The sequence below is a fragment of the Aurantiacibacter sp. KMU-128 genome (assembly GCF_056933515.1).
Genome location: NZ_JBXORT010000001.1, coordinates 2,991,513 through 3,006,906 on the forward strand (window position 1 = coordinate 2,991,513; position 15,394 = coordinate 3,006,906).

At 63.3% G+C, this 15,394-nt stretch carries 14 protein-coding genes and 1 tRNA gene; 13 read left to right on the forward strand and 2 right to left on the reverse strand.

The window, feature by feature from the left end; genetic code table 11:
- Positions 1–279: 279 nt before the first annotated feature.
- Positions 280–759 (forward strand): PH domain-containing protein, encoded by a 480-nt coding sequence (locus tag ACS0VV_RS14685; RefSeq protein ID WP_483533431.1) that lies wholly within the window; start codon positions 280–282, stop codon positions 757–759.
- Positions 756–2,375, forward strand: a complete 1,620-nt coding sequence (locus ACS0VV_RS14690; protein ID WP_483533432.1) for a PH domain-containing protein — start codon at positions 756–758, stop codon at positions 2,373–2,375. Before ACS0VV_RS14685 ends, ACS0VV_RS14690 begins: the two co-directional genes overlap by 4 nt.
- A gap of 6 nt (positions 2,376–2,381) precedes the next feature.
- Here ACS0VV_RS14690 and ACS0VV_RS14695 read toward each other — a convergent pair whose 3' ends face one another.
- The gene (locus ACS0VV_RS14695) at positions 2,382–2,675 is read right to left on the reverse strand and encodes a GNAT family N-acetyltransferase (protein ID WP_483533433.1); all 294 of its coding nucleotides are present in this window, start codon (positions 2,673–2,675) and stop codon (positions 2,382–2,384) included.
- A gap of 51 nt (positions 2,676–2,726) precedes the next feature.
- Here ACS0VV_RS14695 and ACS0VV_RS14700 point away from each other — a divergent pair, with 51 nt between their 5' ends.
- Together ACS0VV_RS14700 and ACS0VV_RS14705 are read left to right on the forward strand one after the other, a co-directional pair.
- Positions 2,727–3,722: a threonine aldolase family protein gene (locus ACS0VV_RS14700; protein WP_483533434.1), complete on the forward strand. Its 996-nt coding sequence runs from the start codon at positions 2,727–2,729 to the stop codon at positions 3,720–3,722.
- Entirely contained in the window at positions 3,719–4,675 is a 957-nt protein-coding gene (locus ACS0VV_RS14705; protein WP_483533435.1) for a DMT family transporter, read from the forward strand. Before ACS0VV_RS14700 ends, ACS0VV_RS14705 begins: the two co-directional genes overlap by 4 nt.
- Here ACS0VV_RS14705 and ACS0VV_RS14710 read toward each other — a convergent pair.
- Entirely contained in the window at positions 4,672–5,454 is a 783-nt protein-coding gene (locus ACS0VV_RS14710; protein WP_483533436.1) for a Rossmann-fold NAD(P)-binding domain-containing protein, read from the reverse strand. The two genes, ACS0VV_RS14705 and ACS0VV_RS14710, sit on opposite strands and share 4 nt — an antisense overlap.
- Positions 5,455–5,507: 53 nt before the next feature.
- On the opposite strand from ACS0VV_RS14710, the gene pepN reads away from it, so the two are divergent.
- From pepN to ACS0VV_RS14755, 9 genes are all read left to right on the forward strand, one after another.
- Positions 5,508–8,153 (forward strand): aminopeptidase N, encoded by a 2,646-nt coding sequence (gene pepN / locus ACS0VV_RS14715; protein WP_483533437.1) that lies wholly within the window; start codon positions 5,508–5,510, stop codon positions 8,151–8,153.
- Positions 8,146–8,835: a peptidoglycan editing factor PgeF gene (pgeF, locus tag ACS0VV_RS14720; RefSeq protein WP_483533438.1), complete on the forward strand. Its 690-nt coding sequence runs from the start codon at positions 8,146–8,148 to the stop codon at positions 8,833–8,835. The genes pepN and pgeF overlap by 8 nt, the downstream gene beginning before the upstream one ends.
- A gap of 233 nt (positions 8,836–9,068) precedes the next feature.
- The gene (petA, locus tag ACS0VV_RS14725; RefSeq protein WP_483533439.1) at positions 9,069–9,629 is read left to right on the forward strand and encodes a ubiquinol-cytochrome c reductase iron-sulfur subunit; all 561 of its coding nucleotides are present in this window, start codon (positions 9,069–9,071) and stop codon (positions 9,627–9,629) included.
- Positions 9,630–9,651: 22 nt separating this feature from the next.
- Positions 9,652–10,947 (forward strand): cytochrome b, encoded by a 1,296-nt coding sequence (locus ACS0VV_RS14730; protein WP_483533440.1) that lies wholly within the window; start codon positions 9,652–9,654, stop codon positions 10,945–10,947.
- 32 nt (positions 10,948–10,979) lie between these two features.
- Entirely contained in the window at positions 10,980–11,858 is an 879-nt protein-coding gene (locus tag ACS0VV_RS14735) for a cytochrome c1 (RefSeq protein ID WP_483533441.1), read from the forward strand.
- An 18-nt stretch (positions 11,859–11,876) separates the two neighbouring features.
- Complete coding sequence (locus ACS0VV_RS14740; protein WP_483533442.1) at positions 11,877–12,416, forward strand: adenine phosphoribosyltransferase; 540 nt, start codon at positions 11,877–11,879, stop codon at positions 12,414–12,416.
- 104 nt (positions 12,417–12,520) lie between these two features.
- Positions 12,521–14,449, forward strand: a complete 1,929-nt coding sequence (locus ACS0VV_RS14745; RefSeq protein WP_483533443.1) for a cation:proton antiporter — start codon at positions 12,521–12,523, stop codon at positions 14,447–14,449.
- A gap of 17 nt (positions 14,450–14,466) precedes the next feature.
- Complete coding sequence (locus tag ACS0VV_RS14750) at positions 14,467–15,156, forward strand: OmpA family protein (RefSeq protein WP_483533444.1); 690 nt, start codon at positions 14,467–14,469, stop codon at positions 15,154–15,156.
- Between the two features lie 72 nt (positions 15,157–15,228).
- Positions 15,229–15,302: transfer RNA gene (locus tag ACS0VV_RS14755), tRNA-Gly, on the forward strand.
- Positions 15,303–15,394 lie beyond the last annotated feature (92 nt).

The window sequence follows — 15,394 nt, forward strand, 5'->3', positions numbered from 1 at the left end:
CCGCGCTTTCGTCCTCGGCGCTATTCCCTCCATTCCGGCTACGCCTCCATTGCGGGGCACCTGCGGGTCGCGCCGTGCGCTCGGTCGCTCGTTTCACTCGCGACTGACCCACGCTGCCTTGTGCAAGTATCGGCTGCGACCAGCAGCCGACCTAGGGCGACTGCCCGCCCGCAGCGGGCGCGTAGCGTAGCGGAGCGCGTCTAGCGAGGACGCGCCCGCGGATGCGGGTGCGCAAACAAAATTCCTTTAATCGCGCTGTATTGTCCTTATAACGCACCTATGGACGATACGCTTCCCGATGCAGAGCCGCTTACCCAGCTTGATCCCAGCTACACCACCGTCATGCGGATCGAGGGGCTGATCTTTACAATCCCCTTCGTCATCGGCGCGACTGTGCTGTCAGTGGCTGAAATTGTCCCGCCATGGGTTCCCGCCATTCCGGTGCTGATTCTTGCGGCGATCTTCATCTTGGTGCTGCCGATGAAGCGGTATCGCTCGCGCGGCTATCATATGGCGATTGACCGGCTGCGGGTTGTGAAGGGCGTGATGTTCCATTCGGACACTGTCGTCCCGTTCAGCCGCGTCCAGCATCTCGATGTCGAGCAGGGGCCGCTCGAACGGCTGTTCGGCATTTCGCGGCTGATCCTGCACACGGCGGGCACGCACAATGCCTCGGTGACCTTGCCGGGGCTCGCCTATGATGATGCCAGCGCCATGCGCGAGGAAATCCGCCAGCACGTGAAGCGGGAATCGATGTGACCGGCGACGCGGACGGAATCGCCGAAGCGGGCGAGGCCATCGAAATCGGTGAATGGCGGCGCCTCAGCGGGCTGTCGGTCGCGGTGCAGGCGGTTCGCACGCTTGGCCAGGCGGTGATCCCGGCCGCCTTCCTGCTGTTCGGCGCGAGCCGCAGCGATGACGGGATCGGCTTGGTCGCGCCCTATGCGGTGCCGATCATTGCGCTGATCATCGCGATTAACCTCGTCCCGGCATGGCTCGGCTGGTATCGCCTGAAATACCGCATCGGCGCGAGCGATGTGCGGCTGGAGCAGGGCATTGTCAGCCGCGCGGCGCGCTCTGTCCCGTATGACCGCATCCAGGATGTCAGCCTCGAACAAAAGCTGATCCCGCGCTTGCTCGGCCTGGTCGAAGTAAAGTTCGAAACCGGCGCGGGTGGCAAGGACGAGCTGAAGCTGGCCTATGTCAGCGAAGCGGAGGGCGAGCGGCTGCGCGAAACGGTGCGCGCGCTGGTGGAAGGTGTGGACGAAGCCGAAAGCGCGCCAGACATCGTACAAGGGCAGGGCGAGGATGATGCGATAGCCGCCCAAGGCTTTGCCGCCCCTGCGCAAATGCTGTTCGCCATGCCGCCCGGACGGCTGTTCACCTACGGCCTGTTCAGCTTCTCGCTGGTGATTTTCGCGGTGATTATCGGCGCGATCCAGCAGTTCGAATTCCTGCTGCCTTTCGACGTGTGGGACTATGCCGAACAATATGTGCGCGACGAAGGCTATTTCGAAGCGGGCAAATATATCGACGGGATGGACATGACCGCGCGCATTCTCGGCGTGCTGTATATCCTTATCACGGTGATCGGCGTCGGGGTGCTGTCGGGCATCGCCAAGACCTTTGTGCGCGATTGGGATTTCCGGTTGGAGCGCACGCCCAAGGGCTTCCGTCGCCGCCGCGGACTGCTCACCAAAACCGATGTGGTAATGCCCGTCCACCGCGTACAGGCGCTGGTGGTATCAACCGGCATCATCCGCCGCCGTTTCGGCTGGCACGGCCTGTCCTTCATCAGTCTGGCGCAGGATTCGGGCAGCGCGAACCACGAGGTCGCACCCTTTGCCACCATGGCCGAAATCGCGCCGATTGCCGCCGAAGCGGGGTTCGTCTTGCCCGACGAGGCGGAGGATTGGCGGCGGCCAAGCCCGAATTACCGCTTCGACAAGGCTATTATCAGCGCGGGTGCCTGCATAATCGGCGCGTTCGGCTTTCTGGCTGCCGACATCGCTTTCGGCCCCGATGCGGTGGGACTGACCTTCGGCTTCTATCTGATGCTCGCCCTCGCAATATTCTTTACCGCGCAGCAGATCTTCCTGTGGCGTTACGACCGCCACGCGCTCGATCCGGCGCAGGTGATTTCGCGGCGCGGCTGGCTCGCTCCGCGCACGCAGATTGCCAACCGGGTGAAGCTGCATTCGGTCGAGATTGCGCAAGGGCCGATTGCCCGCTGGCGCGGCTATTGTGATCTGGTGTTCGGCATGGCGGGCGGCAATTTCGCCTTTGAAGGCCTCGCACTGGAAGATGCGAAAAAGCTGCGCGCTGCGGTGCTCGAAAGCATCGCCTCGGTCGATTTCGCAAGGCTGCCCAAATAGGCGCGCCTAACGCGCGCGCACATCTGCCCATTCAGGGTGCTTCTTGAATTGCACCGCCACATAGGGGCAGGTCGGCAGAACGCTAAAACCCTGCTCGCGGGCATCGGCCACCAGCGCCTCGACCAGTTTTAGCGCGATACCCTTGCCGCGCGCTTCGGGCGGGGTGAAAGTGTGATCGGCCACGCGCACATCGCCTTTGGCACGCCAGGTGAGCTCTGCCTTGACGTCCGTCCCCTCGACATCGGCGTAATAGGCGCCCTTGCCGCCATCATCGTTGCGGGTGATTTCGGGCTCGGCCATGCACATTCTCCTTCTTGCGAACCGGCCTGCGAACGGGCAGTGCGGTGCGCGATGCAGTTCCTTTCAGATAATGCGGCACCCGTCCATCCCAAGCTGTGGGAAGCCATGCGCGCTGCCGACGCGGTGGACACGCCCTACGACACCGACGCGCTGAGCCGCGAGCTGGACGCGCGGTTTACGGCGCTGTTCGGGCGCGAATGTGCGGGCTTGTGGGTGGCGACGGGGACAGCGGCGAACTGCCTTGCGCTCGCCACCATGGTGCAGCCGCATGGCGGAGTGATCTGTCACGAAGAAGCGCATATCGAAATGGACGAATGCGGCGCGCCCGGCTTTTATCTGCACGGTGCCAAGCTGCTGCTGGCCGAGGGCGAGGGCGCGAAGCTTACCCCGCAGAGCATTACAGCGGTACTCGACGGCATTACGCGCGGCGTGCATCAGGTGCCCGCGCACGCGATATCGATCACGCAGGCGAGCGAATACGGGCTCGTCTATACGCCGCAAGAACTCGCCGCGATTGGCGCTTTGGCGGGCGAGCGGAAACTCGGCCTGCATATGGACGGGGCGCGCTTTGCCAATGCGGTGGCGCATCTCGGCTGCGCGCCTGCCGAGGCGGTGGGGCCGTGCGAAGCGCTCAGCTTCGGCTTCGTCAAGAATGGCGGCATGGGGGCAGAGGCGATTGTCTTCTTCGACACCGAACAGGCCGATCTGGTACGGTGGCGGCGCAAGCGGGCGGGGCATCTGCAAAGCAAGGGACGTTTCCTCGCCGCGCAGATTCTGGCGATGCTGGAAGATGACCTCTGGCTCGCCAATGCCCGCGCTTCGAATGCGGCAGCGGCGATTGTCGCCGAGATGATCCCCGACCGGCTGGTGCATCCGGCGCAGATCAACGAGCTGTTCGTCCGCGCCAATGCCGCCGAACGCGCCGCTTTGCGCACAGTCGGTTTCGCTTTCTACGATTGGGACGAGACGTGCATCCGCCTCGTCACCCATTGGGCCAGCGATCCCGACCATTCGCACGCGCTGGGCAAGGCCATCGCAGCGCTATGAGCACCGATCAGGCGACTATGCTGAGCTGGCGGGTGCTGGTGCCGTTTCTGCTGACCGGCACCATCTGGGGCAGCACCTGGTATGTCATCACCGGCCAGATCGACGGCGTGCCCGCCGCGTGGTCGGTGTTCTACCGCTTTGCGCTGGCGACCCCCGCGCTGTTCCTTGTCGCATGGCTGATGAAGCGGCGGCTGCGGCTCACCCGCAAGGAACAGATGCTCGCCGCTTTGGTGGGCCTGTTCCAGTTTTCAGGCAATTTCCTCTTCGTCTATCACGCCGAGCTTTACGTCACTTCCGGCATCGTCGCGATGATGTTCGCGCTGCTGATGGTGCCCAATGCGCTGTTTGCGCGGGTGTTTCTGGGCGAGAAAGTGCAGGGCGGCTTTATCCTCGGCAGCGCGGTGGCGATTGTCGGGGTGAGTTTCCTGTTGTGGCACGAATGGCAGGCTAACCCCGATGCGGGCGTGATTGGCGGCAATGTCGGGCTGGGGATCGGCCTCGCGCTGCTGGGCATTCTCGCCGCGTCTTTCGCCAATGTCGTGCAGGCCAACCCCACCGGGCGCGGCGTGCCGATGGTGAGCCTGCTCGCATGGGCGATGCTTTACGGAACGCTGTTCGACGGGGCCTTCGCTCTTTCGACGACGGGCGCGCCGCCGGTGCCGACATCGGCCAATTATTGGGGCGGGATCGTCTATCTCGCGCTGATCGGATCGGTGGTGACCTTCCCGCTGCACTATAATCTCGTGCGCGAAATCGGCGCGGGGCGCACCGCGTATAATTCCATCGTGACGATTTCGGTGGCGATGCTGATTTCGACGCTGCTGGAGGGATATGCGTGGACGCCGCTCACCCTGCTGGGAATGGCGCTGGCGGTGGTCGGGATGCTGCTGGCATTGAAGGCACGGCGGCAGAAAGTGGTGCAGGTGCAGCAATCAGGCGGATTGCGGCATTAGAGCAGGCTGCGCAGCCCCTCGCGATAGGTCGGATAGCCCGGCACCCATCCCAGCACCCGTTTCGGCTTGCCATTCGCGACGCGGCGGTTCTCGGCGTAGAAGCCGCGCGCCATGGGGGAGAGGCCTGCTTCGTCGATCGTCTGCAAGGGCGGCGGCTCCACGCCGAGCAGGCGGCAGGCTTCCTCGATCACGAGGTTCTGGCTGCACGGCAGATCATCGCCGAGATTGTAGGCCCCCGCCGGAGCATCGCTCGAAATCGCCGCCCACACGCCGCTCGCAATGTCCTCGACATGGATACGGCTGAAGACTTGTCCCGGCAGATCGATGCGGTGCGCCTTGCCCTCTCGCACGCGGTCGAGCGGGGAGCGGCCGGGGCCGTAGATGCCGGGAAGGCGGAAGACGTGCGCGCCCTTGGCGAGCCACGCTGCATCTGCATCCGCGCGTGCAGTGCGGCGGCCTGTGCCGGTGGGCGAACCTTCGTCGACCCATGCGCCGCCCGCATCGCCATAGACGCCGGTCGAAGACAAATATCCGAGCCGCAGTCCGCCGAGCTGTTCGCCATAGGTCTCCAGCACCGGATCGCCACCGCTTTCGCGGCTGGGTGGCACGGAAGACATAACGTAGTCGGCTTTGGCCAGACCAGCTCGCACCGCGTCGCGGTCGGCAAAATCGACATCGCCATCCGATCCGGTCGCCACAACGCTCCACCCTGCCGCTTCGGCGCGGGCCTTGATGTGTTTCGCGGTGTAGCCGAGGCCGAAAATGAACAGATTGGACATGGCAGGGCACATAGCCTCTCGACACGCCGCCAATAAACACCCAATTTCGCCGCATGGATATTCCCCGCAGCCCCGCCGCTCCTGAAAACAACGCCGAAATGGCCGACGCCGCGCCCGAACCCAAAGCGCCGGTGACGATCCGCCGCGAGGATTATACGCCGTTTCCGTGGCTGGTGCCCGAAGTGCATCTCGATTTCGATCTCGGCCTCGATGCGACGCGCGTGGTGGCGAAGCTCACCGTATTGCGCAACGCCAAGGCCGATCCCTCGCCCGCGATCCGCCTCAATGGTGACGATATCCAGCCGCTCAGCGTCGCGGTCGATGGCGAACCGGTGGCAAACTGGTCGATGGATGGCTCGGACTTGCTGATTCCGCTGTCCGCCGAAGCGCATGAAATCAGCATCGCCACGCAAATCGACCCCGGCGCGAACACGCAGCTGATGGGGCTCTATGCCTCGGAAGGAATGCTCTGCACGCAGTGCGAGGCGGAGGGCTTCCGCCGCATTACTTTCTTCCCCGACCGGCCCGATGTGCTGTCGGTCTACACCGTACGGATGCGCGGGGATTTTCCCGTGCTGCTGTCGAACGGCAATCTGGTGGCGGAAGGCAGAGACGAGGACGGCACGCCCTGGGCCGAGTGGCACGACCCGTGGCCCAAACCGTCCTACCTCTTCGCGCTGGTCGCGGGCGATCTGGTCGCCAATTCGGACAGCTTCACGACCATGTCGGGCCGCGAAGTCGCGCTCAATATCTATGTCCGCGATGGCGATTTGCCGCGCACCGGGCACGCGATGGAATCGCTCAAACAATCGATGCGCTGGGACGAGGAAGTGTTCGGCCGCGAATATGATCTCGACCTGTTCAACATCGTCGCGGTGAGCGATTTCAACATGGGGGCGATGGAGAACAAGGGTCTCAACGTCTTCAACACCAAATATGTGCTCGCCGACCCCGAAACCGCCACCGATGCCGATTATGACGGGATCGAAGGCGTGATCGCGCATGAATATTTCCACAACTGGTCGGGCAACCGCGTCACCTGCCGCGACTGGTTCCAGTTGTCGCTGAAAGAGGGCTTCACCGTGCTGCGCGACCAGCTGTTCAGCCAGGATATGGGCAGCGCGCCGGTGAAACGGATTGCCGATGTGCGCGTGCTGCGCGGGGCGCAATTCCCCGAGGATTCCGGCCCGCTCGCGCACCCGATCCGGCCCGACAGCTATCAGGAGATCAGCAACTTCTACACGGCCACCGTCTATAACAAGGGCGCCGAAGTCATCCGCATGATGCGCACGATGTGCGGCGAAGAGCGGTTCCGTGCGGGCACCGATCTCTATTTCGAGCGCCACGATGGCGAGGCGGCGACCTGCGAGGATTTCGTCAAGGCGATGGAGGACGGCGCGGGGCTCGACCTGTCGCAATTCCGCCTGTGGTACAGCCAAGCCGGCACGCCCAAAGTCTCTGTCCGGCTTGAGCATTCGGGCGACACCGCCACTTTGCGCCTGTCGCAGGACGTGCCCGCAACCCCCGGCCAGCCCGACAAGCAGCCCATGGTCATCCCGCTGGCGATTGCGCTGTATGATGCGGAGAGCGCGAACCATAGTGGTGAACAGCTGGTTACGCTCACCGAAGCTCAAGCAAGCTTCAGCTTTTCTGGATATTCCAAACGTCCGATACTATCGATCAATCGCGGTTTTTCCGCGCCGGTGATTGTCGAGCGTGACGTGTCGCAGGACGAGCTGGTCTTCCTCGCCGCGCATGATGACGATCCCTTCGCCCGTTACGAGGCCTTGCAAGACCTCGTTGTCGGGCATTTGAAAGACGCGGTGAACGGAGCGCTGGATGATACGGCGCGCGCTGCGGGTGAAGCGGCGATTGCAAAGGCGATTGGTGCGGTGCTGACCGACAATGCGCTCGACGATCTGATGCGCGGCGAGCTGCTCGTGCTGCCGAGCGAGAGCTATCTGGCGGAAACCATGCCGGTTGCCGATCCGGGCGCAATCCATGCCGAACGCGAGGCGCTGAAGGCCTATCTGGGCCGCACTTTGGCGAGCGAATTCCACGCGCTCTATGATCGCGCGGAGCAAGTGCCGTTCAGCCTCGATGCCGAAGCGCGGGGCGCGCGCAAGGTTAAGTCGCTGGTGCTCGCCTATGCCGCCGCAAGCGATTCCGAAAAGGCCGCCGAGCTGGCGGCTCACCAATATGCCAAAGCCGACAATATGACCGACCGGCAAGGCGCGCTGATGGTGCTGTGCGGGCTCGAAAGCGATGCGCGCGAGGCGGCGCTGAAGGATTTCTACGCTCGCTTCACCGGCAATGCGCTGGTGATCGACAAATGGTTCGCTTTGCAGGCGAGCTCGCTGCACCCGCGCGTGCTCGATCATGTCGAGGCGCTGGCAAAGCATCCCGATTTCACGATGAAAAACCCCAACCGCGTGCGCTCTTTGCACATGGCGATGGCATACAACCCGCACGCTTTCCACGATGCGAGCGGGCGCGGATACCGGATGATCGCCGATCTCATCATCGCGCTCGATCCGGTCAATCCGCAGACCGCGAGCCGCTTTGTCGGCCAGCTGGGCCGCTGGCGGCGGATCGAGCCGGTGCGCTCTGCCATGATGCGCGCCGAGCTGGAGCGGATCGCGGCGGTGGCCAATCTATCCCGCGACACGCGCGAGCAGGTGGACAAGAGCCTTGGCTGATACGCGCGATATGGAGCGGGCCGGTGTGCTGCAAGGCATTCCGCACGGCTTCCTGACCGGCGTCGGGCGTGAAGGAGAGCCCGATCCTGCCTGCATTCTCGCGGGCGCGCAACTCGTCCTCGTCAAGCAAGTCCATTCGCCGCTCGCGCTGGCGGTCGATGCGCCCTTCGCACCCGATGCCCGGCCCGAAGCCGATGCAATGGCAACCGCGACGCCCGGCCTCGTGCTCGGCATTGTCACCGCCGATTGCGCGCCGGTGCTGTTTGCCGACCGCGAGGCAGGCGTGATCGGCGCGGCCCATGCCGGATGGCGCGGCGCGCATTTCGGCGTGCTCGAAGCCACCGTGCGGCGGATGGAAGAGCTGGGCGCAAGCCGCGCCAATATCAGCGCCGCCATCGGCCCGACCATCGCGCAGGCCAATTACGAAGTCGGCTGGGACTTTGTCGAACAGTTCGAGGAACGCCACCAGACCTTCTTCACCCGTAGCCGCCCGGGCAAATGGCAATTCGATCTGCCCGCCTATATTGTTTGGCGGCTACGCTCGCTTAAAATCGGGGCGGTCGAAGACCTGGCAATTGATACCTATTCGCAAGAAGACCGTTTCCACTCCTACCGGCGCGCGACTCATCGTGCGGAAGCAACGGACAAACGCCAGTATTCGCTGATCGCTTTGCCCGCCTGATTCGTAGCAAAACGCATTTTCCTCAGACGCTTACAGGCGCATTGACCGCTCCAAAAGACCTATAGCCAAAAGGCGGGTTGGCAGGGCGCGATTGCTCGTCTATCAGCCGCGCCAAGCTGTCGGCCTGCGTCCCGTTTTTCGGGACAGTTTTTGCATCCGGCACAGAAAGTATTCGAGTGACGGCCGGACGCGTCCGATGCGGCGCATAGCGGCCAAACAGGCAAGGCAAGGGTATGTCAGAAGAAAACGGCACTGCTCCGGAAGTCAGCAAGGAAGAAGGCGTGCGTCGCCGCGACTTTATCACGGTCGCTGCAACGTCGGCTGCGGCTGTTGGTGGCGGCGTGATGGTCTATCCGCTGGTCAGCCAGATGGCTCCCTCGGCAGACGTGCTCGCCGAAAGCACGACCGAGCTGGATATCGGCGCGCTGGAAACCGGACAGGCGATCAAGGCGGTGTTCCGCAAGCAGCCGGTGTTCATCCGCCGCCTTACGCAGGCCGAGATCGATGAAGCCAACGCGGTCGATGTTGATTCGCTGCGCGATGCACAGACTCTGGCCGAGCGCACGCAAGAGGGCCATGAAGACGTATTGGTGGTGATGGGGGTCTGCACCCATCTCGGCTGCGTGCCGCTGGGCGCTGCCGAAGGCGAGAACAAGGGCGAATATAACGGCTATTTCTGCCCCTGCCACGGTTCGCACTACGACACCGCCGCACGCATCCGCAAGGGCCCCGCGCCAAGCAACCTGCTGGTGCCCGAATACACCATCGCCGGCACGACCCTCGTGATCGGCTAAGCCGAAGAAGAAGAGAGAGACCATGAGCTTTCCCTGGGCCAAGGAATATCAGCCGGCCAACGGCTTCACCAAGTTCCTCGACGAGAAGCTGCCGCTGCCGCGCCTCGTCTACAACGCTGTCGGCGCGGGCTATCCGGTACCGCGCAACCTTTCCTATTTCTGGAATTTCGGCGTGCTGGCGGGTTTCTGCCTCATGCTGCAGATCGTCACCGGCGTGGTGCTGGCGATGCACTACACCGCCAATGCCGATGGTGCGTTCTCCTCGGTCGAGCACATCATGCGCGACGTCAATTGGGGCTGGCTGATGCGCTATGCGCACGCCAATGGTGCCAGCTTCTTCTTCATGGTCATCTACATCCATATTTTCCGTGGCTTCTTCTACGCATCGTACAAGCCGCCGCGCGAAATGATTTGGTTGCTGGGTGTCACCATCTTCCTGCTGATGATGGCGACTGCCTTCATGGGCTATGTCTTGCCCTGGGGCCAGATGAGCTTCTGGGGTGCCAAGGTCATCACCGGCCTGTTCGGCGCGATCCCGCTGGTGGGCGAGCCGCTGCAGATCTGGTTGCTGGGCGGTTACGCACCTGACGCGGCGGCACTGAACCGCTTCTTCAGCCTGCACTATCTGCTGCCCTTCGTGATCGCGGGCTGTGTGATCCTGCACATCTGGGCGCTGCACATTCCCGGCTCGTCCAACCCGACCGGCGTGGAAGTGAAGCAGGAATCGGACACGGTGCCGTTCCACCCCTATTACACCGCGAAAGACGGGTTCGGCCTGGGCGTGTTCCTGCTGCTGTTCTTCGCCTTCGTGTTCTTCATGCCGAACGTGCTGGGCCACCCGGATAACTACATCCCGGCCAACCCGCTTTCGACGCCTGCGCACATCGTGCCCGAGTGGTATTTCTACCCGTTCTACGCGATCCTGCGCGCGTTCACCTTCGACTTCATTCTCCCGGCCAAGCTGTGGGGCGTGCTGGCGATGTTCGCGGCGATCCTCGTGTGGTTCTTCCTCCCCTGGCTGGACAAGGGCCCGGTGCGCAGCGGCCATTACCGTCCGCTCTTCCGCAAGTTCTTCTGGTTCGGCCTGATCCCCTGTATGGCGGGTCTGTTCTATCTCGGCGGCGCTCCGGCTGAAGAGCCCTATGTGATGCTGAGCCAGATCTTCACCGCCTATTACTTCCTGCACTTCCTGGTCATCCTGCCGATCATCAGCTCGATCGAGCGTCCCGACCCGCTGCCTTACTCGATCACCGAGGCAGTGCTGGGAAGCGACGACAAGGCTGCGCTGGGCGATAGCGCCAAGCCGGCAACTGCCTGACCCCGCGACGGTTTAGAGGAAAGACAGATATTATGATCCGCCTAGTTGGTATCCTCATCGGTCTCGGCTTCACTCTCGTGGTGCTCGTGTCCTTCGGCGTCGGCGCCTATACTGCGGCCACCGAGCCTGCGGAAAAGCCCGCCTACTATCCCTTCGTGCTGGAGCCCGAAGCACCGGAAGGCGGCTTCTCCTTCGAGGGCCCGCTGGGTCGCTGGGACCAGGCGCAGCTGCAGCGCGGCTATCAGGTGTACAAGGAAGTGTGTGCTGCTTGCCACTCATTGAACTACGTCGCATTCCGCAATCTCGAAGATATCGGTTTCTCCGAAGCGCAGGTGCGGGCAGAGGCGGCCACGTGGCAGGTGCCGGGCATCAATCCCGACACTGGTGAAAGCGTGATGCGTCCGGCGCTGCCGACCGATAATTTCCCCTCGCCCTATCCGAATGCGATTGCGGCCGCAGCGGCGAACAACAACGCGATCCCGCCGGACCTCTCGCTGATGACGAAGGCGCGCCATGACGGCACGAATTACGTCTATTCGCTGCTGTCGGGCTATGCCGATCCCAACACCTACACCAATGCCGACGGGCTTGTGTTCTCCGAAACCGCGCCTGATTACATGCCGGCAACGGGACTGAACTTTAACCCGTACTTCCCCAACATCAATCTGGCGATGGCGCCGCCGCTGGTGGTTGACGGGCAGGTTACCTACACCGCCGAAGGCTCGCCCGAACCGACGGTTGCGCAGATGTCGGCAGACGTTGCCGCCTTCCTGACCTGGACGGCCGAGCCCAAGCTGATCGAGCGCCAGAAGACCGGCTGGTGGGTGATTGCCTTCACGCTGTTCGCGACCATCCTTGCCTGGCTTGCCAAGAAGCAGGTCTGGGCCGATCTGAAGCGCAAGAAAGACTAACGGGAATTAGCGGCTCCGATGGCGATTGCCGACGAATTGGAGCCGCTGATCCGCACTGTGCCGGACTTTCCCAAGTCCGGCATCCAGTTCCGCGATATCACGACATTGCTGGCCAGCGGACCGGGCCTCGCCCGCACCGTTGATGCCTTGGCCGATCACGCGCGGCAAGCACCGGTCGATGCGGTCGCCGGAATGGAAGCGCGCGGATTTATCTTCGGCACTGCACTCGCCATTGCGCTCGGCGTGGGCTTCATCCCGTTGCGCAAGGCGGGCAAGCTGCCTGTCGAAACGATTGGCGAAGACTACGCGCTCGAATACGGCACTGCGCGGCTCGAACTTGATCCTACGCTGATTACACCCGGAATGCGGGTGCTGATGGCGGACGATCTGCTCGCCACTGGCGGCACCGCCGCTGCGGGGGCAAAGCTGCTGCGCCGTGCGGGTGCTGAAGTCGACCGCGCGCTGTTCGTTATCGATCTGCCCGATCTCGGCGGCAGCGATGTGCTGGCCGCAGCGGGCGTCTCATCGACGGCGCTGGTTTCCTATTCCGGTCATTGACGGGGCCGATAGGCGGCCCTTCCCGCTGCGCCGCGGACTTTCTCGGAAAAATCCCCCGTCTCGTGCGTTCTGTTGCCGGGGGACGTTAATCCCGAAGGAGGATCATGGACTCGCAGGCGCTGCAAATTGCCCTTGTCGGGGTGCTCGGCATAGGTGCACAATGGCTCGCCTGGCGCACCGGTTGGCCCGCGATCGTGTTGATGCTGGCGGCCGGCTTCATCGCGGGACCGCTGCTTGGCTATTTTGGCTACCGCGTTCTCGACCCCGCAGCGGCCTTTGGCGATCTGCTTTCCCCCATGGTCGCAATCGGCGTAGCGCTGATCCTGTTCGAGGGCGGGCTGAGCCTGAATTTCCGCGAGCTCAAGAAGTATGGCAGCGGCATCTGGCGGCTGGTGCTGCTGGGCGTGCCGCTGGGTTGGCTGTTCGGAACACTGGCAGCCTACGTCATCGGTGGGATCGTTCTCCCGGTGGCAATCCTGTTCGCAGGCATTTTGGTGGTGACCGGCCCCACAGTGGTGATGCCTTTGCTGCGCCAGTCATCGGTGCAGCAACGCCCCGCCGCGCTGCTCAAATGGGAAGCCATCGTCAATGACCCCATCGGCGCGCTGTGCGCGGTGGTGGCCTATGAATATTTTCGCGCGACGCGTGAAGGCTCCGCCGCCATCGAAGTTCTCCCCGAAATCGCTCTCGCGGCCGTCGCATCAGGCGTCATCGGCTTCGCCGCCGCATGGGTGATCGCATGGAGCTTCCCGCGCGGATATGTGCCCGAGTTCCTCAAAGTGCCTGTCCTGCTGGTGGCCGTCGTCGGGACCTTCGTCGCCTGCAACATGATCGAACACGAGGCCGGGCTGGTCGCCGTGACGGTGATGGGGATTGCGCTGGCCAATATGCACGTGGCCAGCCTGCGCAGCATCCACCCGTTCAAACAGAATGTGGCGGTGCTGCTGGTATCGGGCATTTTCATCCTGCTCTCGGCTTCGCTCGATCTGACCGAGCTGACCTATCTCAACCCGTTCGAGGCTGCGGGATTGCGTCTCTACCTGTTCCTTCTCGCGCTGCTGTTCCTTGTCCGCCCGGCCACGATCCTGCTGTCATTGCTCGGCAGTTCGGTGCCGTGGAACGAGCGCCTGTTCCTTGCATGGATCGCTCCGCGCGGCATCGTGCTGGTGGCAATCAGCGGCCTGTTCGCGCTGCGGATGGACGAGCTGGGCTATGGCGACGGCTCGATCCTGATCGGGCTCAGCTTTGCCGTGGTGGTGGCGACCGTTTTCGCGCACGGCTTCACGGTCGATATCGTCGCGCGCCTGCTGAAAATCAAAAGCGCCTCGCGGCCCGGCGTGCTGATTGCCGGTGCAACACCATGGTCGATAGCCCTTGCCGAAATCCTGCACAAAACGGATACGCCCGTGATGATCGTCGACGGATCGTGGCAGCGGCTCAAGCCGGCACGCACGCTCGGCCTGCCCACCTATCACGGCGAAATCCTCAACGAGGCAACCGAACACAATCTCGACCTGACGCCGTTCCAGTCGCTGGTCGCGGCGACCGATAACGAAGCCTATAATGCGCTGGTCTGCTCCGAATTCGCACCGGAGATCGGCACCGACAAGGTATACCAGCTTGGCGAAGATGCGGATGATGACGCGGATCACCGCGCATTGCCAGCGTCGCTGCGCGGGCGGGCCTTGTTCAAATCCGGACTTGGCGTCGACGACGTCCAGCAACGCCAACAGGAAGGCTGGGTGCTGCGCCGCACCACCCTGTCCGAACAGTTCAATTTCGAAGACGCACAGGAAAAGCTGCCCGATCAGGCGCATATGCTGCTGCTGATCAAGCCCGACGGCGAGCTGATGTTCTTCACCCACGCGGTTGCGCCGGAACCGCAGCCGGGCGACCAGATCATTTCCTTCTCCCCGCCCCGCGCGCCAAGCGAGGAGAAGGCCGCCCGCCGCGCCGGAAAGGCGGACAAGCAGGCGGCGCGCGAGAGCGCGAAAGCCGGCAACGGCAATACCGCCAGGCCCGGGTCCGCGTGATGACGAGGAAAGCCGCAATGCCAAACCCCCCGTACCGAAAAATCCGTATCGCACTGCTGCTTGTCGGCGGCGCCTTTGCTCTGGCTGCCTGCGAATTGCGCCGTGACGATGCCGCCGACACTCCGGCATCAGGCGCTGGCGAGGAGCAAGCAACAGCAACGCAGACGCCACCTGCGGCATCCGGAGAAACCGCTGCTGCCTCCATCATCCGCGACGAAAACGCGCCCCAAAACGACCTCGAACTGCCCGCAGAACCGGTCGAGCTGACCATCCCCTTCGCGGGTGGGGCGACCTTGAGTGCCGATGCCGAGCGGTTGCTGGCGGGCATTATGGAATCGCGGGCTATCGAAGAAGACTGGCCGGTCATTCTGGGCGGACACACCGATAGTGCGGGCAATGATGCCGCAAATCTGCGCACGTCGCGGGCGCAGGCCGAAGCCGTTGCCGCCTGGTTGATCGAGCGCGGCGTAGACGATGACCGGATACAGGTGATTGCCTTTGGCGAACAGAACCCCGCCATGCCCAATGCCTTGCCCGATGGCTCGCCCAATGCAGAAGGCCGCCGTGCCAACCGCCGGGTCGAATTGCGCATCGCTCCCCCGGCAAGCGCGGATGACACCCGTGACGGGGAGGCTGCGGAGCGGAACACGCCCAGCTCCCCGCCCAGCTCGCGTCCAAGTGCGATGCGGCGAAGCGGAGGCGAATGAACACTTGACGAAAGCGCCCTGCCGGTGGCAATCGCCGCTCCGCTCTCCGGAGCCGCTCTTGTGAGCCCAGGTGCGGGTATAGCATAGTGGTAATGCTCTAGCCTTCCAAGCTAGCTAGAGGGGTTCGATTCCCCTTACCCGCTCCACGCTTTTCTCCCATCCTCGTCGTAATTGCACCAGTAGGGCTTATGCCACACCCCGTGTGCCGGTGATTGAGCATATTAGGACTTTGCCGCTA